We start from the raw sequence: 23,654 nt of genomic DNA, 5'->3' as shown, positions 1-23,654 counted from the left end.
AGCGTAACATGCGCCCACTATTATCATGAGAGGACAATGCCTTGGACACGCCCAGTCGATGCTGGCTCAATGACCTGGATACCAGGAATAACATCTAAGGCTACCTCTTTACGCGGGTAGCCTTAGCGGTTATCAGCGACCTCCCTTTTTGATTCCGTCGCACGAGTCAGCACTGATTTATCTCTGAAACTCTGTTTCCGTGTTCAGGCCGCACGTTCCATGTTGAGGAACGGCGGACTGCCTTGTCCCATTTAGTCTGCAATGGGGAGTATTGCTATGCTGAGCGCATTTAAACTGGATCACAGCCGCCTGACGCGACTGGAGCTGGAAGACGAAAACGACAAACTGACCACCTCCGTCTGGGTCGATCTTATTGAACCGGAAGAGGGCGAACGTGATCGGGTGCAGTCAGAACTGGGTCAGAGCCTGGCAACACGGCCTGAGCTGGAAGACATTGAGGCCTCAGCACGTTTCTTCGAAGATGAAGATGGTCTGCATATTCACTCCTTCTTCTTCTATGAAGATGCTGACGATCACGCCGGTAACTCTACTGTGGCGTTCACCATCCGTGAAGGCCGCCTCTATACACTGCGCGAACGCGAACTGCCCGCTTTTCGCCTCTATCGTATGCGCGCCCGTAACCAGACGCTGATCGACGGCAATGCCTTTGAGCTGCTGCTCGACCTGTTTGAAACCAAAATCGAACAGCTTGCCGATGAAATCGAGAACATCTACAGCGCGCTGGAGAAACTCAGCCGGGTGATCATGGAAGGTCAGCAGGGCGAAGAGTACGATCAGGCGCTGTCGCGGCTCGCGGAACTGGAAGATATCGGCTGGAAGGTGCGTCTCTGTCTGATGGATACTCAGCGCGCCCTGAACTTCCTGGTGCGTAAAGCGCGTCTGCCGGGCAATCAGCTGGAGCAGGCGCGGGAAATTCTGCGCGATATCGAATCGCTGCTGCCGCATAACGAATCACTGTTCCAGAAGGTCAACTTCCTGATGCAGGCGGCGATGGGCTTTATCAACATCGAACAGAACCGCATCATCAAGATCTTCTCGGTGGTCTCCGTGGTGTTTCTGCCGCCAACGCTGGTGGCTTCCAGCTACGGGATGAACTTCGAGTTTATGCCGGAACTGAAGTGGAGCTTTGGTTATCCTGCGGCTATCGGCCTGATGATTCTTGCCGGACTGGCACCTTATCTCTACTTCAAGCGTAAAAACTGGCTTTAAAACAGCCACGGGCCATCTCAGATGGCCCGTTTTGCTGGCTCTCATCCCCGTTTCTGCGTACTCTGATCCTCCTGTTTTTACAAATAATTAACTTCTTATGGACGCTTTTTCGTTGCGCGCGCAGTGGACGCTGCTGTTGCTGGTCTCAGTGTTGCTGGGTGCGGTGCTGCACTATTTTCATGTGCCTGCCGCGCTGTTACTGGGACCGATGATCGTGGGCGTGGTGATGGGGCTATCAGGTGCCACGCTGCGCATTGATAAACGGTTCTTCCTGGTTGCTCAGGCCGTTCTGGGCTGCATGATTGCGCAAAGCCTGTCACCTTCGATTCTGACACCGCTGATTCAGGACTGGCCGATCGTACTGGCGGTGCTGTTGCTGACGCTGGCGGCCAGTGGCTTGTCCGGTTTTCTGCTGGTGCGCTTCAGTCATCTGCCTGGCCCGACCGGCGCATGGGGATCGTCGCCGGGGGGAGCATCGGCCATGGTGGCGATGGCGGGTGACTTTGGCGCTGACGTCCGGCTGGTGGCGTTTATGCAGTATCTGCGGGTACTGTTTGTCGCCTCGGCGGCCGCGCTGGTGGCGCGCATCGGGCTGGGCGATGAAGCACACAGCGTGTCGCTGCTCTGGTTTCCGGCGCTGAATCGCGGTTTTGCCATTACCCTGGTCGTCATGCTGCTGGGTGCATGGCTGGGCACACGACTGCGCATTCCTTCTGGCGCGTTGCTGCTGCCCGCACTGGCGGGTGCGGCACTGAACAGCAGTCATATCGCGATATTACAGGTGCCGGAATGGTTGCTGGCCGTGGCCTATGCGCTGATTGGCTGGAGCGTGGGACTGCGTTTCACCCGCCCGATTTTTCTGCTGGCACTGCGCACGCTGCCGCAAATGCTGGCCTCGATCTTCGGGTTGATGTTGTTGTGTGGCGGGCTGGCGTGGATGCTGACCCGAATGCTGGATATCGATCTGATGACGGCTTATCTCGCCACCAGTCCAGGCGGACTGGACACGGTGGCGATTATTGCTGCAGGCACGCAGGTCAATATGGCGTTTGTGATGGCGATGCAGACGTTGCGTCTCTTTACCATCCTGCTGACCGGCCCGGCTTTAGCGCGCTTTATTTCACGCTACGCGCGCACGGGAACGGGAGCGGAATGAAAACGCCACCGCATCGCAGACAAACACCAGCAGCGCCAGCCAGATGAAGGCAAAGGTCACCAGCTTGTCTGGCGTGATGGTTTCACCGTAAAACACCACCGCCAGGACAAACATCAGCGTCGGGCCGAGGTACTGGAAGAAGCCCACGGTGGAGAGTCGCAGTCGGCTGCAGGCCGCCGCAAACAGCATCAGTGGAATGGTGGTAACAATGCCGGCCGCAATCAGCTTCAGGTTGAGGCTCAGCGGGTTAGCCGATAAATGGCTGGTGGCGCTGTCGGCAAAGCCAAACAGGTAAATCGCCGCCAGCGGGAACAGCCACAGGGTTTCAATCAGCATACCGCTCTGCGCATCGACCTGAATCTTTTTGCGCAAAAGACCGTACAGGGCAAAGCTCAGCGCCAGGCCCAGCGCGATAATCGGTAACGATCCAAACTGCCACAGCTGCACCAGCACGCCGACGGCTGCCAGCAGTACGGCCAGCCACTGCAGGCGACGAAAGCGTTCGCGCAGAAACAGCATGCCGAACACCACGTTAATCAGCGGGTTAATAAAGTAACCGAGGCTGGCTTCCAGCATATGCTGATTGTTGACCGCCCAGATGAACAGCAGCCAGTTGCCGCCGATCGTCACTGCTGTCAGCGCCAGCATCAGCACTTTTCGGGGCTGGCGCAATACGCTGCGTACACCGGGCCAGCTGCGGCTCAGGGTAATCAGCAACAGCATAAAGAGCGCAGACCAGATCACGCGATGCGTCATGATTTCTGTCGCGGGAACCTGTTTCACTAGCTTGAAATAGGCGGGCGCAATGCCCCAGATAAAGTAAGCGCCCAGTGCAAAGCCAACGCCCTGCCGGGTTTGTTGCGTATCCATATGCGATCCATTCAATGTCGTGGTTAGCCGATAAGATAGGTGGCAGTCGCCGTAGCGATGTAGTCGCCATGTTGATTGTGCAGCTCCACCCGAGCCACGCCGACTTTGTTACCGGCACGCAGCAGGCTGCTGGTGGCGATGAAGCGTTCACCGCGTCCGGGACGTAAATAGTCGACACGCATATCAATGGTGCCCATGCGCGACAGACGCTGGCGCAGCTCCTCCTCAGTGATGCTCTCCTGACGGGTTAGCGCATTACTGACGCACACCATGCCCGCAGCCACATCCAGTACCGAGGCGATAACACCGCCGTGCAGGATCTGCTGTGCCTGATTACCTACCAGCATGGTTTTGTTATTGAAACTGATCTCTGCGTAGTCTGCGTCAAGGCGCAGCAGCTCCAGGCCCAGCGCCTGATTAAACGGCATGTGATAAACGAAAATTTCGCCGACCAGCTTACGAGCGTCCTGCTGTGTCAGCACGGGTGATGACATGATGATGTGTCCTGAAAAAATCGGGCCAGAGGGGCGCGGAACGTTAATGAGTTGTGTATTCTATGACGCCTGCGAGGGTGTTTCCAGTTTAAGAAATCAGCACTCATGCTCGCTGCCATTTGTGTGTAGAATGGCCTGCTTTTTACGACACCCTTTCAGTTATTCTGATACGCAGTTGCTCACCGGAGAATTCTATGCGTAAGCATCGCGCCTTGCTGGCGGCAATGTTGATATTTCCTGCGCTGGCGCAGGCGGATGAAGCCCAGATTAAAGAGGTTCATGACGCGCCACAGGTCCAGGGCAGCATTATTGCTAACCTGCTGGAGAAGCACGACAACCCGTTTGTTCTCTATCCTTACGAGAACAACTATCTGCTCTACACCTATACCAGCGATCTGAATAAAGAGGCGATCTCATCTTATAACTGGGGAGAAAATGCCCGTAAAGATGAAGTGAAATTCCAGCTCAGTCTGGCATTTCCGTTATGGCGCGGTATTCTGGGCGACAACTCCGTCCTGGCGGCCTCTTATACACAGCGTTCCTGGTGGCAGCTGTCGAATAGCGCGGAGTCTTCGCCATTCCGCGAAACCAACTATGAACCTCAGATCTTCCTCGGCTGGGCAACCGACTATTCACTGGCGGGCTGGACCTTACGGGATGTTGAAGTGGGTCTGAATCATCAGTCCAATGGACGAAGCGATCCGACTTCACGCAGCTGGAACCGTGTTTATGCGCGTCTGATGGCGGAGAACGGTAACTTCCTGGCGGAAATCAAACCCTGGTATCGCATCCCGGAAGGGGAGAGCAGCGATGATAATCCTGATATCACCAAATACATGGGTTATTACCGTGCCAAAGTGGGCTACCGGCTAGGCGACAGTATTTTCAGCGTTGAGGGCAACTATAACTGGAACAGCGGTTATGGCGGCGCGACAATGGGCTGGAGCTACCCTATCAGTGAGCATGTCCGCTTCTATACTCAGGTATTTAGCGGTTACGGTGAATCACTGATCGATTACAACCATCGCCAGACGCGTCTGGGTGTGGGTGTAACGCTTAACGACTTGTTCTAATCTCAAACGTAAGACAGGAATCGCGTGGCAACCTCGGCAGTTCTCAATCAGGAAGCGCTGGCGCAGCAGGTATTGCAGGATACCTTCGGCTATCAGCATTTTCGTCCCGGTCAGCAGACGATCATTCATCAGGCGCTAAGCGGGCGCGATTGCCTGGTGGTGATGCCCACTGGCGGAGGGAAATCGCTTTGTTATCAGATTCCGGCGCTGGTGCGCGAGGGACTGACGCTGGTGGTGTCACCGCTGATCTCTCTGATGAAAGATCAGGTCGATCAGCTGCTGGCGAATGGCGTGGCGGCGGCGTATCTCAACTCCACCATGACGCGCGATCAGCAGCAGACGGTGATGGCAGACTGCCGTACCGGTCGGGTTAAGCTACTTTATATCGCTCCCGAACGCCTGATGATGGATAACTTCCTGGAAAGTCTGGCGCACTGGCAGCCCGCGATGCTGGCCGTGGACGAAGCGCACTGCATTTCCCAGTGGGGCCACGATTTCCGTCCGGAATATGGCGCACTCGGAAAGATGCGTCAGCGCTTCCCGGAATTACCGGTGATGGCACTGACCGCGACGGCGGATGAAACCACCCGCAATGACATCGTTAACCTGCTGCACATGCAGGATCCGCTGATCCAGATCAGCAGCTTTGACCGTCCTAATATCCGTTACACGCTGGTGGAGAAATTTAAACCCACCGATCAGCTGCTGCGCTACGTTCAGGATCAGCGCGGTAAGTGCGGCATTATCTACTGCAACAGCCGGGCGAAGGTGGAAGACACCGCCGCGCGTCTGCAAAGCCGTGGATTCAGCGTGGGCGCCTATCATGCCGGAATCGATAGCGAACAGCGTGGCCGGGTGCAGGAAGCGTTTCAACGTGACGATCTGCAAATCGTGGTGGCGACGGTGGCCTTTGGCATGGGTATCAACAAACCCAACGTCCGTTTTGTCGTTCACTTCGATATTCCGCGTAATATTGAGTCCTATTATCAGGAAACCGGCCGGGCCGGACGTGATGGTCTGCCCGCCGAAGCGATGATGCTCTACGATCCGGCCGATATGGCCTGGTTGCGTAAATGCCTCGAAGAGAAAGTGCCAGGGCAGCTGCAGGATATTGAACGCCACAAGCTCAATGCGATGGGCGCGTTTGCGGAAGCGCAGACCTGCCGGCGTCTGGTGCTGCTGAACTATTTTGGCGAGGGTCGCCAGCAGCCATGCGGCAACTGCGATATCTGTCTCGATCCGCCTAAACGCTATGACGGTCTGGTTGAAGCGCAAAAAGCGCTTTCCGGTATCTACCGTGTTGGTCAGCGTTTTGGCATGGGCTATATCGTTGAGGTGCTACGCGGGTCTAATAATCAGCGTATTCGTGAACAGGGTCATGACAAACTGCCGGTTTATGGGCTGGGCAAAGACCAGAGTCACGAACACTGGGTCAGTGTGTTACGTCAGTTAATCCATCTGGGGCTGGTGACGCAGAATATCGCTATGCATTCGGCGTTGCAGTTGACCGAAGCAGCGCGCCCGGTGCTGCGCGGTGAAGTGCCTTTGATGCTGGCAGTGCCGCGATTGATTACTGCGAAAACAAAAAGCAGCAGTCCGGCGAAGTTTCTCGGTGGCAATTACGACCGCAAGCTGTTCGCCAAGCTGCGTAAGCTGCGAAAAGCGATCGCCGACGAAGAGAATATTCCCCCCTATGTGGTGTTCAATGACGCCACACTGATAGAGATGGCAGAACAGATGCCGGTCAGCGCGTCGGAGATGCTCAGCGTCAACGGCGTGGGCCACCGCAAACTGGAGCGCTTTGGCAAACCTTTCCTGGTGATGATCAAAGAGCATCTTGATGATGAAGAATAAAGGACACTGATTATGCTGATGTTATTCGCAACGGTTGCGCTGGTTCATCTGGTGGCATTGATGAGCCCCGGCCCTGATTTCTTTTTCGTATCGCAAACCGCCGCCAGCCGCTCGCGTAAAGAGGCGATGATGGGGGTACTGGGTATTACACTGGGTATCGTTGTCTGGGCGGGCGTGGCGCTGATGGGACTGCACCTGATCCTGGAAAAAATGGCGTGGCTGCATCAGGTCATCATGGTCGGTGGTGGACTCTATCTGTTGTGGATGGGCTGGCAGCTGATGTGTTCGGCACGTCAGCGACACAAACAGCCGCAGCAGGATGAGCCCGTAGTTGAGCTGCCGAAACGCGGAATGAGCTTTCTCAAAGGCCTGCTGACGAACCTGTCGAATCCTAAAGCGATTATTTACTTCGGTAGCGTCTTCTCGCTGTTCGTCGGTGATGATGTGGGTTCGGCAGAGCGCTGGGGCCTGTTCCTGTTGATTATTGGTGAAACCTTTGCCTGGTTTGCTCTGGTCGCGGCTATCTTTGCGCTACCGTGGATCCGCGCAAAATATCAGCGCCTGGCAAAGTGGGTCGATGGCATGGCAGGCGTCCTGTTTGCCGGTTTTGGTATCCACCTGATTATTTCACGTTAAGCGCTGCAATCCCTTTATGCCGGAGAGCGCATTGCGCATCCGGCAAAACTTCATTGCCTGTGGTATCTCTCTGAACTTCACGTGCGTGACGACTGTCACAAACTGCACCTGTTAACGCCCCACTGTTACAACCGCGTATAAATCGTCACCCTTCTTTGATTAATGAAACCTTCACCTCCGGTATGGTCGTATCGACGGACTCTGTTTTCATGGAGATGATAATGAACACAAAACCCCTGTTAGTGTTGTTAATCGCGTTCTGCATCAGCGCCTGCGCCGCGCCTGAGGCTGTCCATTATCGCGTTCCTGACCAGGTGAAGGGAGACAGGGTATCGGCCATCCTGGCGCAGTTGCCTCCGGTGTCTGAGCAGCAGCAGGGCGAAAGAATTAACCAGATCTCCGCTGCGTTTCTCGGTACGCCTTATCAGGCGGATACGCTGATCGGCTCACCCGAAACACCAGAAGCGCTGGTGATCAATTTCAACGGAGTGGATTGTTTCACGCTGCTTGATTACGTTCAGGCGCTAAGCCGCAGTCAGGATCGCGCCAGCTTTGAGGCTAACCTGGTTCGCACCCGTTACGCGGGTGGAGAAGTCAGCTACCTGAAACGGCGTCACTTTTTTTCCGACTGGTTTGCTGAAAGCCCGCGTAATGCCACTGACATAACCCGCACACTCAGCCCGGATGCGGTGACGGTGGTGAAGCAACTGAATCGTGAGGTCAGCGGAAAAGAAAGGCTGCCCGGTCTGGGTGTGGTTCCCCGACGCATAACTTACATCCCAGCTCGCGCGATCACATCGCTGGTACTGAAGCAGATTCAGACCGGCGATTACATTGGCGTTTATACCAACGCTCAGGGGCTGGATGTGTCGCACGTTGGGATTGCCGTCTGGCATGATGGACGGTTGTGGTTCAGGAACGCCTCTTCGCTGGCGATTAATCGCAAAGTGGTCGATACGCCATTCAGGGAATATATGCGATCAAAACCGGGCATTATTGTGTTGCGTGCGGTGCCATTGACCGCGCCGTAGCGTCGCCAGGGAGAGGGGATGTGATGCAGGGCAGGATCGCGCCGACCTCAGCGTGTCGGCGCGTAAAGCCTTACGCGATCTTTCTGGCGCTGGCCAGCAGCGCGCCCACTGCCATAAACAGACCACCGAAAATGCGGTTCATTAACTTCATCTGTTTTGGTCCTTTAATCCAGCCAGCAATGCGCGTTGCCAATGTGGCGTAACCAATCATCACGATGATATCGACCACCACGGTGGTGACACCCAGCACCAGATACTGCATAAACAGCGGCTGATGTGGCTGGATAAATTGCGGAAAGAGTGCAGCAAGAAAGACGATACTTTTCGGGTTGGTCAGGTTAACCAGCACGGCGCGTTTGAAAAGGCGACGGCGCGGCATCGCTTTGGCGACAGCATCCAGGTCGATGCCACCTGCTGAGCGCCACTGCTGGATACCCAGCCAGACCAGATAGGCTGCACCGGCCCATTTCAGAATTTCAAACGCCAGCAACGACTGTGAAAACAGCGCGCCCAGTCCGATACCGACCAGCACGATGTGCAGCATGAGTCCGACCTGCAAACCGGAGATCGAGGCCACCGTGCCACGGTAGCCATGGCTGATACCGGTACTCATGGTGTTGATTGCCCCGGAGCCAGGCGACAGGCTGAGAATTGTGGTGGTAAGCAGATAGGTCAGCCACCATTCGATGGTCATGGGTCAGGCTCTCTTTAGTAACGGAATTGTGACACAATACGCCAGAAATAAGCGCGACGCTACGGCCTGCGCATGGCATTCATGACTCAGTATCCGGTCATCAGGAGGGCGAATGAATCAACACAAAGCCAGTTGGCTGCGACGTGAAAAAGCCTTTGCTGCCTTCGCCACCGGGCCGCTGCTCGATTTCTGGCACAGTCGTGAAGAACGGGAGTTTACCGGCGTAGGAAATCTGACACTGCGCTATGTCCGCTTCACATCGCCGCAACATAAGCGTGTGATCCTGATTGTGCCGGGACGCATCGAGAGTTACATAAAATATCCTGAGCTGGCGTACGATCTGTTTCACTGCGGATTTGATGTGGTGATCCTGGACCATCGCGGTCAGGGGCGTTCCGATCGCCTGCTGGAAGATTCACACCGCGGTCACGTGGCAGAATTTACCCATTACGTCGACGATCTTGAAACGCTCTATCTTAAAGAGATTGTCAGCGGTCACTATCAGCAGCGCTATGCGCTGGCTCACTCGATGGGTGGCGCAATCTTAACGCTGTTCCTGGCGCGTCAGCCGCAGGCGTTTCATGCGGCAGCGTTAGTGGCGCCGATGTTTGGCATTGCCTTGCCGCTGCCCTCATTTCTGGCCCATCGGCTTCTTGACTGGGCGGAGAAACGTCCGGCTATGCGCGATGGCTATGCGCTCGGCACCGGACGCTGGCGCGCGCACCCGTTTGGCATTAACCGGCTGACGCACAGCACCGAGCGTTACCGGCGAAACCTGCGATTTTATGCGGACGATCCGGCAATTCGCGTCGGCGGGCCAACCTACCACTGGGTGCGTGAAGGCATCCATGCCGGTCGCAATATTATCAGTCAGGTCGATAAGATCACCACGCCGCTACTGCTGTTACAGGCCAGCGACGATCGGGTGGTCGACAATCGTTCACAGGATCTGTTTTGTGCCGCAATGGCCGCGGCGGGTCATCCGTGTGAGGGCAATAAGCCACGGGTGATCGAGGGTGCGCGTCATGAGATCCTGTTTGAAAAGGATGAGATGCGCGCCGAAGCACTCAATGCAGTGGTCGACTTTTTTTCATCGCACCACTGACGTTTTTTATCCGACCGGTTAAACCGGCAGAACCAGATACCCGAGGTTTTCATGTATCACATCGTTGCATCCGATCTGGATGGCACGCTGCTTTCTCCCGAACATCGTCTGACCCCTTTTGCGCGTGAAACACTGCAGCAGCTGGTCGCGAAAGATATTCACTTTGTGTTCGCCACTGGCCGTCATCATATTGATGTCGGACAGATGCGCGACAGCCTGGCCATTCCTGCCTATATGATCACCTCAAACGGCGCGCGCGTGCACAACGCACAGGGCGAACTGGTGTTCAGTCATAATCTGGATGAGGACATCGCCAGCGATCTGTTTGGTCTGCAGTATCATCACAGCGATATTCTGACGCACGTCTACCGCGACGATGAGTGGTTTGTCAGCCGTTCAAGCCCGGCGGAGCAGGACTATTTCCGCGAGTCGGTCTTCAACTATCAGGTCTATGAGCCAGGGCTGCTGCCTACTGATAACATCAGCAAGGTTTTCTTCACCTGCGAAAATCCTGAGCATCTGATTCCGATGGAGCAGGCGATTGAAGCGCGCTGGGGCGACCGGGTTAATGTCAGTTTCTCGCTGCCCACCTGTCTGGAAGTGATGGCGGGTGGCGTGTCGAAAGGACATGCGCTGGAGGCGGTCGCGAAGACGCTGGGCCACACGCTGAAAAGCTGTATCGCTTTTGGCGACGGCATGAATGATGTGGAGATGCTGAGCATGGCGGGTAAAGGCTTTATCATGCAGAACGCCCATCAGCGGTTGAAAGATACGCTGCCAGCGCTGGATGTGATTGGGTCGAATGCCGATGATGCGGTGCCGCAGATGCTTCGCACGCTCTATCTGGCTTAAGCCGTCAGCGTAAAACAGGGCCGTATAACCGGCCCTGTTTTTATGGCCGTCAGGCGAGGGTCTTTTTGTGTTTGTGTTCGCTGACCATGGTCAGTAACAGCAGAATAACCGCCAGCACACAGCCCGCAATCATGACCATGAAGCCGCCGTCCCAGCCGAAATAATCGACGGTGTAACCGACAATGGCGCTGGCCGCCACCGATCCGCCCAGATAGCCGAACAGGCCGGTGAAGCCCGCTGCCGTGCCCGCCGCTTTTTTCGGTGCCAGTTCCAGCGCGTGCAGACCAATCAGCATCACCGGGCCGTAGATCAGGAAGCCAATCACGATCATGCAGGCCATGTCGACACCAGGATTGCCCGCCGGGTTGAGCCAGTAGATCACAGTTGCAATGGTCACCAGCGTCATAAAGAACACCCCGGTTGCACCGCGATTGCCGCGGAACACTTTGTCCGACATCCAGCCACACAGCAGCGTGCCCGGAATCCCCGCATATTCATACAGGAAGTAGGCCCACGACGATTTATCCAGCGTGAAGTGTTTTACTTCGCGCAGATAGGTCGGCGACCAGTCGAGAATGCCGTAGCGCAGCAGATAAACAAAGACGTTGGCCAGTGCGATGTACCACAGCAACTTGTTTGGCAGCACATACTTCATGAAGATCTGTTTTGCCGTCAGCTCCTCTTCGTGGCTGGCATCGTAATCAGGCGGATAGTCGTTTTTGTACTCTTCAATCGGCGGCAGACCACAGGATTGTGGGGTGTCGCGCATCAGCGCAAAGGCCAGAATCGCAATAGCAATCGCGCCAAACGCTGGCATGTAAAGTGCTGCTTTCCAGTCGTTGAACCAGGCCATGCCGAGCAGGAACAGCAGAGGCGGAATACCGCCGCCCACGTTATGCGCACAGTTCCAGACCGAGACAATCCTGCCGCGCTCCTTCTGCGACCACCAGTGAACCATGGTACGTCCACAGGGTGGCCAGCCCATCCCCTGGAACCAGCCGCAGACAAACAGCAGCACGAACATCACCATGATGCTGGACGTCGCCCAGGGGACAAATCCCATAATCAGCATCACTGCTGCTGCCAGAATCAGGCCAGCCGGTAAGAAGACGCGCGGGTTTGATCGGTCAGAGACCGAGCCCATGATGAATTTTGAAAAGCCGTAGGCAATGGAGATGCCGGATAAGGCAAAACCGAGATCGCCACGTGAAAAACCCTGCTCCACCAGATAGGGCATGGCGAGTGCGAAGTTTTTCCTGACCAGATAGTAGGCCGCGTAACCAAAGAAGATCCCGATGAAAATTTGCCAGCGCAGGCGACGGTAGAGCGGATCGACATGATCCTCCGCCACCTGCGGCTGACGTGGTGCAGGTTTAAAAATGCTCAGCATCAGTGAGGCCCTCCAGGGCACATTATGGTTTTTTATTCCCAGCAGGTTGGGGCAGGAAAAGAGCAGAAAAAAATGGACGCAGGATGTTCCATTTCGCGCAAAGAATAGTGTTAGTTGCGCAACGTTACTGTGATGAGTGACACATTTGTTACAGTTTTATTACAGTTGAGAGCGAATATGATCATCCGATGGATCATTTCGCGCATTTTATCTGGCATAAAACCCATTCCGGCACCGCTTATGTCAGTAAGTGTAAACAAGTCATTTTTCGGGCGTTTTAATCGCCTGGTTAGTAATCAGATGTCAACCAGATTTAACAGCCTGAGGGCTGCACATTGTTTACACTGACGGCCTGTTTATTTCGGGATCGTCACCGTGTTTTTATTGATTATTACCACCATTCTGTGGGCCTTTTCGTTCAGCCTGATTGGCGAGTATCTTGCCGGTCAGGTAGACAGCTGGTTCTCTGTGCTCATGCGTCTGGCGCTTGCTGCGCTGGTGTTTCTCCCTTTCCTGCGCTGGCGCGGCCATCGCCCTTCGACATTGCTGCTTTATATGCTGGTGGGGATGTTGCAGCTGGGCGTGATGTATCTGCTGAGCTTCGAAGCCTATCTCTACCTGAGCGTGTCGGAGTTCCTGCTGTTTACGGTGATGACCCCGCTCTACGTGACGCTGATTTATGATCTGATCAGCCGTCGTCCGTTGCGCATCGGCTATATCTTCAGTGCGTTGCTGGCGGTGGCAGGCGCGGCCATTATTCGCTATGACAAAGTCAGCGATCATTTCTGGTTTGGCCTGCTGTTAGTGCAGCTGGCAAACATCTGCTTTGCGGCGGGAATGGTAGGTTATAAGCGTCTGCAGGAGACCCGACCCATGCCGCAGCATACCGCTTTCTCCTGGTTCTATCTGGGGGCAGTGTTGATTGCGGTGATCGCCTGGTGTGCCTGGGGTAACCCGCAGAAGTTGCCGACGACTTCATTGCAGTGGGGCATTCTGGTCTGGCTGGGGGTGGCAGCTTCCGGTCTCGGCTATTTTATGTGGAATTACGGTGCGACGCAGGTCGATGCCGGTACGCTGGGCATTATGAATAACATGCACGTTCCCGCCGGGCTGCTGGTAAATCTGGCTATCTGGCAGGAGAAGCCGCACTGGCCGAGCTTTATTGCGGGCGCGCTGGTGATCCTCGCCTCGCTGTGGGTGCATAAGCGGTGGGTGGTGGGGCGTAGTGACCGGTAATCATTAGGTGCTGGGACAAACCGTTGCTGTAGCCGGACTGCGGCCTCCCGGGCTGGCGCGTCCGATCGCGAAGGAATCTCACCTCCCTGTGGATCGGCCGGGCCATCCCTGGCCCGGACGCTTCGCTCTTCAGACGCGCCAGCCCTGGAGACTTAACAGCATCATCGCAGTTGAACAAAGGACTCAGAGCGAATATGAAGGAGGGGATGGCGGGTTGAGAAGTAAAGCGTCCGCCGCAGGGACAAAAACGTCGGGAGCGTTTTTGAACAACGCACAGCGTCGGCCCGCTTGCGGGCGAGCCTCACGGATGAGGCGAGTAAACCGGCGGTCGAGGCTCCAGGGATGGATTTACGCCGTCTTTACGCAGCAACCCGCCATTTCCGACTGGATGGCGCCATATCAGGCAGGCTGCTCACTCTTAGGACGCTGAATCATCGCCAGCCCTTTCAGGAAGTTGCGCAGAATCTGGTCGCCACACTCGCGATAGTTCTTATGATCCGGTTTGCGGAAAATCGCGCCAATCTCAGCCTGTGAAACAGTAAAATTCACGCGCTTCAGGACATCAGGAATGTCGGTGGTTTTCAGATCAAAAGCGATGCGCAGCTTTCTCATGAAGATATTGTTAGTCATCTTGCGTTCTATGGACGGCGCGGGCGCATCTTCACTTTTGCCACGACGGTAAAAGATCAGGCCATTCAGAAAATAACCCATCAGCACATCCGGGCAGGGACGAAACGCGGCATCGTCATCTTTTTTCAGCCACGCCTGAATATCCGCTACCGGCACGTCACATTGCGCCAGCGCAAAAATCTCCACCATTTTGGCATCGCTCAGATTGAGCATGTAGCGCACGCTGCGCAGAATATCATTGTTAGTCATGGTGAGATCTTCTCATCTTCAGTCGACAGGCTGCGCATTATAGGGGATTTCGACCGCGTTCGCGCAGGTTTGTGCCCGCCGGATTACCGCTGTAATACTGCACCGGGCAGCGCGGCGTCGCGCACAAATGGCAGATGCTCGCAGGCGTGCTGACGGGCAAAGCGGATAAAGGCCTCCAGCACAGGCTGCCGCTGCTCGCCTTCGCGCACGGCGGCATAAAGACGGCTCCAGAGGCCATCGCCCAGCGTGCGGGTAACGACCAGACCCTGCTTCTCAAAACTCTCCACCACCCAGTGCGGCAGTGCGGCAATCCCCATGCGCGCCGACACCATCTGAATCATCAGCAGGGTGTTATCCACACTTTTCAGAGCCGGACTCACGCCCGCTGGCTGCAGGAAGTGACGCCAGATATCCAGACGCTGACGCTGAACCGGATAGATCATTAACACTTCATCGGCCAAATCTTCTGGCGAAATCTGCTCAACCTGCGCCAGCGGGTGGTCCGTCGCCAGTACCAGCCGGACTTCATAATCAAACATCGGCGAGTAGAACAGGCCCGAGCGCGCCAGAATGTCGGAGGTCAGCACCACATCCAGCTCACCCTGTTGCAGAGCGGGCTGCGGATCAAAGGTCACGCCTGATTTGAAATCCATCACCACCTGCGGCCAGCTCTGGCGGAACTTGTCCAGCGCGGGAGTCAGCCACTGAATGCAGCTGTGACACTCAATCGCCACCCGCAGCGTGGTCTGATGCGGCTCATGACAGGCCTGCAACGCCTGCTGAATCTGCGGCAGCACCTGCTCAGCCAGCTGCAGCAGAATATCCCCCTGCGGCGTAAAGCGTAGCGGCTGACTTTTACGCACGAACAGGCGGAATCCCAGCCGCTGCTCCAGATCGCTGAACTGATGAGACAACGCCGATTGCGTCTGATGAAGCTGGGCCGCCGCCGCCGCCAGCGATCCCGTATTGCGCAGAGCCTGAAGCGTCCGCAGGTGCTTGAGTTCGATCATGAGAGTCCTTCACATCGAAAATGAACATATTGCGCTTGAGAGACATACAGTACCCGCAGATTATAGCAGTGTAAACATCTGGACGGCTAAACATCTTTGGCTGCCCATTTTAGCCAAAGTGAAAGATTATCTGGAGAACAGCACATGACTATCCTCAACCATACCCTCGGCTTTCCCCGCATTGGTCTGCGCCGTGAACTGAAAAAAGCACTCGAGAGTTACTGGGCAGGCGACAGCACGCAGCAGGCACTACTGGCGACGGGCCGCGAGCTGCGGGCGCGACACTGGCAACAGCAGAAAGAGGCGGGCGTCGATCTGCTGCCGGTCGGCGATTTCGCCTGGTATGATCATGTGCTGACCACCAGCCTGCTGCTGGGCAATGTGCCTGCACGTCATCAGAACACAGAGGGCACCGTTGATCTGGATACGCTGTTTCGCGTGGGGCGCGGGCGTGCGCCGACCGGCGAACCCGCGGCGGCGGCAGAAATGACCAAATGGTTTAACACCAACTATCACTACATCGTGCCGGAATTTACTCAGGGCCAGACATTTAAACTGAGCTGGACTCAGCTGCTGGACGAGGTTGATGAGGCGCTGGCGCTGGGCCATAACATTAAGCCGGTGCTGCTCGGGCCGGTGACGTATCTGTGGCTGGGTAAAGTCAAAGGTGAACCCTTTGAACGTCTGTCGCTGCTGGCGGCGATTTTGCCGGTCTATCAGCAGGTGCTGGCGGAACTGGCAAAGCGCGGCATCGAATGGGTACAGATTGATGAACCCGCCCTGGCGCTGGAGCTGCCGCAGACCTGGCGCGACGCCTTTCAGCTGGCGTATGACGCTCTGCAGGGCCACAGCAAGCTGCTGCTGACCACCTATTTTGACAGCATCGGCCAGAACATTGATGTGATTCGTGCGCTGCCGGTGCAGGGCCTGCATGTCGATCTGGTCCATGGCAATGATGATATTAAGCAGCTGAATCAGCAACTCCCCGCCAGCTGGCTGCTGTCGCTGGGCGTGATCAACGGACGTAACGTCTGGCGCGCCGATCTGAGCCGCTGGTTCAGTCGCCTGCAACCGCTGACCAGAGAGCGTGAGCAGCTGTGGATTGGATCTTCCTGCTCACTGCTGCACAGCCCGATCGACCTGAGTGTCGAGACCCGCCTGGATGACGAAGTCAAAAGCTGGTTCGCCTTTGCGCTGCAGAAATGTGCTGAGCTCTTGCTGCTGAGTCAGGCTCTGAACAACAATGATGCGGCGGCGCTGGACGCCTGGAGCGCGCCGGTGCAGGCCCGTGCTCACTCCCGACGGGTGCATAATGCGGCGGTGGGGCAGCGTCTGGAGGCCATCACGCCACAGCACAGTGAGCGGCAGAGTGCTTACCCGGTTCGCGCCGTCCTGCAGCGTCAGCGTTTCAATCTGCCCGCCTGGCCCACCACCACCATTGGCTCTTTTCCACAGACCACTGAAATTCGCGGCCTGCGTCTCGACTTTAAACAGGGCCGTCTTGACAGCAGTCATTACCGCACCGGCATCGCGGAGCACATTAAACAGGCGATTACCGAGCAGGAGCGGCTGGGGCTGGATGTGCTGGTGCATGGCGAAGCAGAACGTAACGATATGGTTGAGTACTTCGGCGAGCATCTGGACGGCTTTGTCTTTACCCAGAACGGCTGGGTGCAGAGCTACGGTTCTCGCTGTGTGAAACCGCCTGTCATTATTGGCGATATCAGTCGCCCGGAGGCGATCACTGTGGAGTGGGCCCACTATGCCCAGTCGCTGACGGACAAGCCGGTAAAAGGGATGCTGACCGGTCCGGTGACGATTCTCTGCTGGTCATTCCCGCGTGAAGATGTGTCACGTGAAATCATCGCTAAGCAGATCGCGCTGGCGCTGCGTGATGAAGTGGAAGATCTGGAGAAGGCGGGCATCGGGATTATTCAGATTGATGAGCCTGCGCTGCGTGAAGGTCTGCCCCTGCATCAGTCTGAGTGGGCGACCTATCTGAACTGGGCCGTTGAAGCGTTCCGGCTGAATGCGGCGGTGGCGCGGGATGAAACCCAGATTCACACGCATATGTGTTACTGCGAGTTTAACGACATTATGGACGCCATCGCAGCCCTGGATGCGGATGTCATCACGATCGAAACTTCGCGTTCTGACATGGACCTGCTGGAGTCGTTTGAAGATTTCGAGTATCCGAATGAAATCGGGCCCGGCGTCTATGATATTCACTCCCCCAATGTTCCCAGCGTGGAGTGGATAGAAGCACTGTTGCGGAAGGCGGCGAAACGGATTCCGGAAACACGTCTTTGGGTAAACCCGGACTGCGGTCTTAAGACGCGTGGCTGGACGGAGACGCGTCAGGCGCTGGCGAATATGGTGACGGCGGCGAAGAAACTGCGTGGTGAGACGGCGTAGGAATGGGGCCGGTGGGTAAAATCAGGGGCGCAGAAGCGCCCCTTTTTCATTTATTTTGATGCCACACCATACTGCCTGAACCAGGCCAGCATGCGTTGCCAGCCATCATTCGCTGATTCAGCATGATAGCTCGGACGGTAATCAGCATTAAACGCATGTCCCGCTTCGGGATAGACGATGATCTCGGCGGTTGCATTGGCGGCATGCAGCGCCTGACGCATCTGCTCGACGCTCTCCAGTGGAATGCCGTCATCCTGACCACCATACAAACCTAACACCGGGGCACTCAAGTCGACCGCAATATCAATAGGATGCTTCTGCTGCTTCAGCGTGCGCTCACCGGTCAGTCGCCCGTACCAGGCAACCGCGGCGCGCAGCTGTGGGTTATGCGCGGCGTAGAGCCAGCTGATGCGGCCACCCCAGCAAAAACCGGTGATGCCCATGCGACGGATATCGCCGCCATTGCGCGCCGCCCAGTTTGCGGCATGATCGAGGTCAGCCAGCACCTGAGTGTCAGGGACTTTACTGACCAGCTCGCTGAATAGCGTCGGGATATCATTGTATTCAGAAGGATCGCCCTCGCGGAAATAGAGCTCGGGCGCGATCGCCAGATAGCCTTCCAGCGCAAGACGACGGCAGATATCCCGGATGTGTTCATGCACACCAAAGATTTCCTGCACCACCAGGACAACAGGCAACGGGCCTTCCGCTGAGTGAGGCTTTGCAAAAAATGCCGGCATGTTTTCGCCCTGGCTGGGAACCGAGGTTTCACCTGCGTGAATGGCCGGGCTTTCGGTAATGATGGTCGTAGAGGCGGTGGGCTGCACGGCAGGGGCAAAGCCGCCCGTCGCCGGTTTTTGTGCCATATTATCACTGGGTTTCATTATTCTCTCCGTGCAAGCATTTGCGCAATCACGTAACTATAGCCTGGCGACAAAGCATATGCGCCAGGTGTCGGGTAACAGAATCAGCAGCGAATAAAATCATCCTCCTCTTTAACATTGCGCTGACCCGGACACAGCCTCGCGAAGAGCTATCGGGACCAGGAAGATGTTATTGTGTGATATCAATCACATTTAATCTGGCTGGAAATGTAACTTTCATTTTCTTAAGTGAATGCTGTCACATATTTATCGGGCGTGCTGGCGTAGAGTGGCGCGATACCTTCCCTTAACAGGAGTCTGAAAAATGACACAGTCTGACGTTTTCCATCTTGGCCTGACTAAAGCCGATCTGCAGGGCGCCACCCTGGCGATTGTGCCGGGCGATCCGGAGCGTGTGAAGAAAATTGCCGGACTGATGGAAGATGCCACGCATCTCGCCTCACACCGTGAATTTACTTCATGGCTGGCAAAAATTGATGGTAAACCCGTTGTGGTCTGCTCAACCGGTATTGGCGGTCCTTCAACGTCGATTGCGGTGGAAGAGCTGGCACAGCTCGGCGTGCGCACCTTCCTGCGTGTCGGGACCACTGGCGCGATCCAGCCACATATCAATGTTGGCGATGTACTGGTGACCACCGCATCGGTTCGTCTGGACGGGGCCAGCCTGCATTTTGCGCCGATGGAGTTCCCGGCAGTGGCAGATTTTGCCTGTACCACCGCACTGGTTGCTGCCGCAGAAGCCTGTGGCGCGAAGACCCATATCGGTATCACCGCCTCATCTGACACCTTCTATCCGGGCCAGGAGCGTTACGACACTGTTTCAGGCCGCGTCGTCAGCCGCTTTAAAGGTTCGATGAAAGAGTGGCAGGAGATGGGTGTACTTAACTATGAGATGGAATCCGCTACACTGTTAACCATGTGCGCCAGCCAGGGTCTGCGAGCCGGCATGGTGGCGGGCGTGATTGTGAACCGCACGCAGAAAGAGATCCCGGATGCGGTCACCATGAAACAGACAGAAAGTGACGCAGTGAAGATTGTGGTCGAAGCGGCGCGTCGCTTGCTGTAGGCCGCGTCAGGCAGCAGGTTTTTGTCCAGACTCAAAACCTGCTGCCGGTCGTTAATGGCGCGTAACGTCAGTGAAACCTGAGAGTGTTTATGCGCAACACCATTCCTGTCCGACGTCCTCTCCCCGGCGCGAATCCTGCCGCACTCAATGCCCGCCTGGAACGCAGTGCCGAACGTTTCCGTGCCGCCATGCAACAGGGCGACTATGCGCTGGCAGCCCAGTGCTGCGAAGAGGTGCTGCGCTCAATGCCCAACCAGATGCAGGTGCTGAGCGACTACGCCCTTTGTCTGCTGCGTCTGGGTCAGCACAATAAAGCGTACAAAATCTATCAGAAGATTTATCAGTCACCGCCCGCTGTGCAGGCTACAGCTTCTGAAACCTGGCTGGATGGCCTGACCGAAGTGTGTGGCTGGCTGGATAAAAAGGACGAAGTCGCACGTTACGGTCTGGCGTCGCTGATGCGTTCTGATGCACGTTTCAGTCAGGAGCAGCGCATGGCCTTTCCCGCTCCGCAACCTGAGCCTGTTGATCTCCGTCAGCCGCAGCAGAATGTCATTGCTTTCTGCCTGTATGGCGATCAGCCACGTTACTGCGAAACCTTAATCAAAAACGTTGAAGTCGCGCCTGAGTTTTATCCCGGCTGGGTCTGTCGCATCTATCTTGATGACAGCGTGCCGCAGCATGTCTGGCAGCGCCTTGACCAGTCGCACGTCCAGCTGGTCGATATGTCTCATGAAAAAACTTTGTATCCAACCCTGTGGCGTTTTCTGGTGCTCGACGATCCCGCGGTGAAGCGCTTTATCGTGCGCGATGCCGACTCGTTGCTCTCGGAGCGCGAAGCGGCGGCGGTTAATGCCTGGCTGGCGTCGCCTTACTGGTTCCACCATATGCGTGACTACTTCTCTCATACCGAACTGCTGCTGGCAGGGATGTGGGGCGGCTGTCACGGCGTCTTCCGGGGTGTGGAACAGGCGATGCGTGATTTCATCGCGCAGTATCAGGGTAGTGAACGCTTCACCGACCAGTATTTCCTCAAGGTAGCGCTGTGGCCAACTGTGCGCGAAAGCCTCCTGAGCCATGATGAGTTGTTTCATTTCCATCAGGCCCAGCCGTGGCCTGACCATAGGCCTGTGCGCTGGAATACGCCGCATTTTCACGTTGGTAGTAATGCGGGATTTGCCAGTATGACCGGTAAAACCAGCGCCGCTGACGGTAGCCGGCAGCGCGTCGCGATCACCTCCGGCGAGACAACCTGGCACTATCTGGCGCAGGTCAAAAACGGTGAATGGCTGCTGCCGATGCCGTTTTTCCTGATTGATGCGTGGCAGGCTGGAAAGCTGACGGTGGCGGCTCTGTAAGCCGCTGAGTCTGGCTAAAATTGTCTGGACATTCATACAGTGCGACTCTACCTTTTCCCTCAGCAGCCTGAGTCGCGGGGAAATCATGGATCAGCACATCATCATCAGCGCCTGTCTGGCGCTTGCCGGGTTAGGGATTGGCTGGATGCTGGCACAGTTACGTGCCGGTCATCAGGTCGCCAGTTTCCAGACCGAGCGCCGTCTGCAGGAAGAGGCGCAACAGCGCCAGCAGCAGCAAATCGAACAGCTTCAGCAGCAGACGCAGCAGCGTGAGCAGGAACTGCGTCAGCTTCACGGCGCACTAAGCGGTGCCAATGAGCGACTGCAACAGCTTGATTACTGGCGCAATGAAAGCGAACAGCTCAATCGTGAACTGCGTAATCAGCTGGAGGTTAACAGCGCGCAGGAAGCAGAACTGCGTGAAGTGACCATCCGCCTGGAAGAGACCCGCTTCGCAGCTGAAGAGAAACAGCGCCTGCTGACCAACAGCGAACAACGCCTCAGCGCCCAGTTTGAAAACCTCGCCAACCGTATTTTCGAAAACAGCGGCCGTCGCGTCGATGAACAAAACCGCCAGAGTCTGGATGGGCTGATTGGCCCGCTGCGTGAGCAGCTTGATGGCTTTCGTCGTCAGGTTCATGAGAGCTTTGGCGCAGAGGCGCGTGAACGCCACACCCTGACCCATGAAATCCGGCAGTTACAGCAGCTGAATGCGCAGATGGCGCAGGAGGCATTAAACCTGACCAAAGCGCTGAAGGGCGACAACAAAATTCAGGGTAACTGGGGTGAAGTTGTATTGGGCCGCGTGCTGGAAGCCTCCGGACTGCGTGAAGGTTATGAATATGAAACCCAGGTGAGCATTCAGTCAGAACAACAGGGCAGGATGCAGCCGGATGTAATAGTGCGTCTGCCGCAGGGCAAAGATGTCGTCGTGGATGCCAAGATGACGCTGGTGGCTTATGAGCGCTACTTCAATGCAGAAGATGAAATTGAACGTGAGCAGGCGATTCAGGAGCATGTCGCTGCCATGCGGGCGCACATCCGTCTGCTGGGCCGAAAAGATTATCAACAGTTGCCCGGTTTACGATCGCTGGATTATGTGTTGATGTTTATCCCGGTTGAGCCCGCCTTTTTGCTGGCCATTGATCGCCAGCCTGAGCTGATTGGCGAGGCACTGCAGCAGAACATCATGCTGGTCAGCCCCACCACACTGCTGGTGGCGTTGCGAACCATTAATAATCTCTGGCGCTATGAGCATCAGAGCCGCAATGCACAGCGTATTGCCGATCGGGCAACCCGGCTTTATGACAAGATGCGGCTGTTTGCCGATGACATGACCGGCATTGGTCACAGTCTTGATAAGGCGCAAAACAGCTATCGCGAGGCGATGAAAAAGCTGTCAGAGGGGCGCGGCAACCTGATTGCGCAGATAGAGGGATTTCGGGCGCTGGGCGTGGAGATCAAACGGCCCATCAACCCGCAACTGGCCGAACGCGCCATGCCGGAAAACCGGGCGGATGAGGATGCAGATGACGACAGGGATGCGGATGAGAGTGAGCCGCGTGTGAGACGCCTCCACGAATAGTATGGGCGCAGCGTGCCTGACTTCCGTGACTCTGATACACTTCGGGAAGTATTGTTTGTGGAGCAGGTAAAACCGATGGCAGATGAATCACAGCAGGAAACCACCCATTTTGGCTTTCAGACGGTCGCCAAAAGCGAAAAAGCTGACAAAGTCGCGGACGTGTTTCACTCCGTAGCGGCAAAATATGACCTGATGAACGATTTGATGTCGTTTGGCGTCCATCGTATCTGGAAGCGTTTTACCATTGACAGCAGCGGCGTACGTCGCGGTCAGCGCGTGTTAGATTTGGCCGGCGGTACGGGCGATTTGACCGCAAAATTCTCTCGCCTGGTGGGCGAAACCGGTCAGGTTGTCCTGGCCGATATCAACAGCTCCATGCTGAAGATGGGCCGCGAAAAGCTGCGCAATCAGGGTGTGGTTGGCAATGTGAGTTACGTACAGGCCAACGCAGAAGCTCTGCCTTTCCCCGATAACTATTTCGACTGCATCACCATCTCCTTTGGTCTGCGCAACGTCACGGAAAAAGAGAAAGCGCTGGCCTCGATGTTCCGTGTCCTTAAGCCGGGCGGACGTCTGCTGGTTCTGGAGTTCTCTAAGCCGGTGCTGGATCCGCTGAGCAAGGCGTATGACGCTTACTCATTCCACATTCTGCCGCGTATCGGACAGCTGGTGGCGCAGGATGCAGAGAGCTATCGCTATCTGGCCGAATCGATACGTATGCATCCCGATCAGGAGACCCTGAAAGCGATGATGAACGATGTCGGTTTTGAAAATACCACTTACTCCAATATGACCGGCGGCATTGTCGCGCTGCATCGTGGATTTAAGTTCTGAGT

At 56.0% G+C, this 23,654-nt stretch carries 22 protein-coding genes; 15 read left to right on the top strand and 7 right to left on the bottom strand.

The window, feature by feature from the left end:
* Nucleotides 1–41 precede the first annotated feature (41 nt).
* The 3 genes from ysgD (at nucleotide 42) to NP77_RS00175 (ending at nucleotide 2,386) form a co-directional block, all read left to right on the top strand.
* On the top strand, nucleotides 42–98 hold the full coding sequence (gene ysgD / locus NP77_RS24020) for a YsgD/CorL family protein (protein ID WP_369690086.1): 57 nt from the start codon (nucleotides 42–44) through the stop codon (nucleotides 96–98).
* Between the two features lie 178 nt (nucleotides 99–276).
* The gene (gene corA, locus NP77_RS00180; RefSeq protein ID WP_003854370.1) at nucleotides 277–1,230 is read left to right on the top strand and encodes a magnesium/cobalt transporter CorA; all 954 of its coding nucleotides are present in this window, start codon (nucleotides 277–279) and stop codon (nucleotides 1,228–1,230) included.
* A gap of 97 nt (nucleotides 1,231–1,327) precedes the next feature.
* Nucleotides 1,328–2,386, top strand: a complete 1,059-nt coding sequence (locus tag NP77_RS00175) for an AbrB family transcriptional regulator (RefSeq protein ID WP_003854372.1) — start codon at nucleotides 1,328–1,330, stop codon at nucleotides 2,384–2,386.
* Here the strand turns inward: NP77_RS00175 and rarD are convergent.
* Complete coding sequence (rarD, locus tag NP77_RS00170; protein ID WP_003854374.1) at nucleotides 2,351–3,256, bottom strand: EamA family transporter RarD; 906 nt, start codon at nucleotides 3,254–3,256, stop codon at nucleotides 2,351–2,353. The genes NP77_RS00175 and rarD overlap by 36 nt on opposite strands.
* A gap of 23 nt (nucleotides 3,257–3,279) precedes the next feature.
* A complete protein-coding gene (locus tag NP77_RS00165) occupies nucleotides 3,280–3,750 on the bottom strand; it encodes a thioesterase family protein (RefSeq protein ID WP_003854376.1) in 471 nt (156 codons plus the stop codon).
* A 194-nt stretch (nucleotides 3,751–3,944) separates the two neighbouring features.
* Here NP77_RS00165 and pldA point away from each other — a divergent pair, with 194 nt between their 5' ends.
* From pldA to NP77_RS00145, 4 genes are all read left to right on the top strand, one after another.
* Nucleotides 3,945–4,823 (top strand): phospholipase A, encoded by an 879-nt coding sequence (pldA, locus tag NP77_RS00160; protein WP_003854378.1) that lies wholly within the window; start codon nucleotides 3,945–3,947, stop codon nucleotides 4,821–4,823.
* A gap of 24 nt (nucleotides 4,824–4,847) precedes the next feature.
* Complete coding sequence (gene recQ / locus NP77_RS00155) at nucleotides 4,848–6,677, top strand: ATP-dependent DNA helicase RecQ (protein ID WP_039658611.1); 1,830 nt, start codon at nucleotides 4,848–4,850, stop codon at nucleotides 6,675–6,677.
* Nucleotides 6,678–6,689: 12 nt separating this feature from the next.
* A complete protein-coding gene (gene rhtC, locus NP77_RS00150; RefSeq protein ID WP_003854380.1) occupies nucleotides 6,690–7,313 on the top strand; it encodes a threonine export protein RhtC in 624 nt (207 codons plus the stop codon).
* Nucleotides 7,314–7,534: 221 nt separating this feature from the next.
* Complete coding sequence (locus NP77_RS00145) at nucleotides 7,535–8,344, top strand: DUF1460 domain-containing protein (RefSeq protein ID WP_039658610.1); 810 nt, start codon at nucleotides 7,535–7,537, stop codon at nucleotides 8,342–8,344.
* A gap of 70 nt (nucleotides 8,345–8,414) precedes the next feature.
* Here the strand turns inward: NP77_RS00145 and rhtB are convergent, their stop codons facing one another.
* Nucleotides 8,415–9,038 carry a homoserine/homoserine lactone efflux protein gene (gene rhtB / locus NP77_RS00140; protein ID WP_039658609.1) on the bottom strand — a complete coding sequence of 208 codons (624 nt, stop codon included), beginning with the start codon at nucleotides 9,036–9,038 and terminating at the stop codon, nucleotides 8,415–8,417.
* 112 nt (nucleotides 9,039–9,150) lie between these two features.
* On the opposite strand from rhtB, the gene pldB reads away from it, so the two are divergent.
* Both pldB and yigL read left to right on the top strand, forming a co-directional pair.
* Nucleotides 9,151–10,143, top strand: coding sequence for a lysophospholipase L2 (pldB, locus tag NP77_RS00135; protein ID WP_003854390.1), 993 nt, complete (start codon nucleotides 9,151–9,153; stop codon nucleotides 10,141–10,143).
* 51 nt (nucleotides 10,144–10,194) lie between these two features.
* Nucleotides 10,195–10,995, top strand: a complete 801-nt coding sequence (gene yigL / locus NP77_RS00130) for a sugar/pyridoxal phosphate phosphatase YigL (RefSeq protein WP_003854392.1) — start codon at nucleotides 10,195–10,197, stop codon at nucleotides 10,993–10,995.
* Nucleotides 10,996–11,044: 49 nt separating this feature from the next.
* Here yigL and glpT read toward each other — a convergent pair whose 3' ends face one another.
* Nucleotides 11,045–12,385 (bottom strand): glycerol-3-phosphate transporter, encoded by a 1,341-nt coding sequence (gene glpT, locus NP77_RS00125; RefSeq protein ID WP_003854394.1) that lies wholly within the window; start codon nucleotides 12,383–12,385, stop codon nucleotides 11,045–11,047.
* Between the two features lie 375 nt (nucleotides 12,386–12,760).
* Between glpT and NP77_RS00120 the strand changes: the two genes are divergently transcribed.
* Nucleotides 12,761–13,621 (top strand): carboxylate/amino acid/amine transporter, encoded by an 861-nt coding sequence (locus tag NP77_RS00120; protein ID WP_003854395.1) that lies wholly within the window; start codon nucleotides 12,761–12,763, stop codon nucleotides 13,619–13,621.
* Between the two features lie 399 nt (nucleotides 13,622–14,020).
* Here the strand turns inward: NP77_RS00120 and NP77_RS00115 are convergent, their stop codons facing one another.
* Nucleotides 14,021–14,500 (bottom strand): DUF1456 family protein, encoded by a 480-nt coding sequence (locus tag NP77_RS00115; protein ID WP_039658608.1) that lies wholly within the window; start codon nucleotides 14,498–14,500, stop codon nucleotides 14,021–14,023.
* A gap of 83 nt (nucleotides 14,501–14,583) precedes the next feature.
* Nucleotides 14,584–15,510: an HTH-type transcriptional regulator MetR gene (gene metR / locus NP77_RS00110; RefSeq protein ID WP_003854400.1), complete on the bottom strand. Its 927-nt coding sequence runs from the start codon at nucleotides 15,508–15,510 to the stop codon at nucleotides 14,584–14,586.
* A 144-nt stretch (nucleotides 15,511–15,654) separates the two neighbouring features.
* Between metR and metE the strand changes: the two genes are divergently transcribed.
* On the top strand, nucleotides 15,655–17,925 hold the full coding sequence (gene metE, locus NP77_RS00105) for a 5-methyltetrahydropteroyltriglutamate--homocysteine S-methyltransferase (RefSeq protein WP_039658607.1): 2,271 nt from the start codon (nucleotides 15,655–15,657) through the stop codon (nucleotides 17,923–17,925).
* 50 nt (nucleotides 17,926–17,975) lie between these two features.
* Here metE and NP77_RS00100 read toward each other — a convergent pair whose 3' ends face one another.
* A complete protein-coding gene (locus NP77_RS00100) occupies nucleotides 17,976–18,809 on the bottom strand; it encodes a dienelactone hydrolase family protein (RefSeq protein ID WP_008926448.1) in 834 nt (277 codons plus the stop codon).
* Nucleotides 18,810–19,113: 304 nt separating this feature from the next.
* On the opposite strand from NP77_RS00100, the gene udp reads away from it, so the two are divergent.
* The 4 genes from udp (at nucleotide 19,114) to ubiE (ending at nucleotide 23,652) form a co-directional block, all read left to right on the top strand.
* A complete protein-coding gene (gene udp, locus NP77_RS00095) occupies nucleotides 19,114–19,875 on the top strand; it encodes a uridine phosphorylase (RefSeq protein ID WP_008926449.1) in 762 nt (253 codons plus the stop codon).
* Nucleotides 19,876–19,964: 89 nt separating this feature from the next.
* Complete coding sequence (locus NP77_RS00090; RefSeq protein ID WP_039658606.1) at nucleotides 19,965–21,233, top strand: tetratricopeptide repeat protein; 1,269 nt, start codon at nucleotides 19,965–19,967, stop codon at nucleotides 21,231–21,233.
* Nucleotides 21,234–21,318: 85 nt separating this feature from the next.
* Complete coding sequence (rmuC, locus tag NP77_RS00085) at nucleotides 21,319–22,818, top strand: DNA recombination protein RmuC (RefSeq protein ID WP_039658605.1); 1,500 nt, start codon at nucleotides 21,319–21,321, stop codon at nucleotides 22,816–22,818.
* Between the two features lie 75 nt (nucleotides 22,819–22,893).
* On the top strand, nucleotides 22,894–23,652 hold the full coding sequence (gene ubiE / locus NP77_RS00080; RefSeq protein ID WP_008926452.1) for a bifunctional demethylmenaquinone methyltransferase/2-methoxy-6-polyprenyl-1,4-benzoquinol methylase UbiE: 759 nt from the start codon (nucleotides 22,894–22,896) through the stop codon (nucleotides 23,650–23,652).
* Nucleotides 23,653–23,654 lie beyond the last annotated feature (2 nt).

The organism is Pantoea sp. MBLJ3 (assembly GCF_000816655.1).
Taxonomy (GTDB): Bacteria; Pseudomonadota; Gammaproteobacteria; order Enterobacterales; family Enterobacteriaceae; genus Pantoea; species Pantoea eucalypti.
Note: the sequence above shows the minus strand (reverse complement) of the source record. Positions and strands in the feature narration are given on the sequence as shown.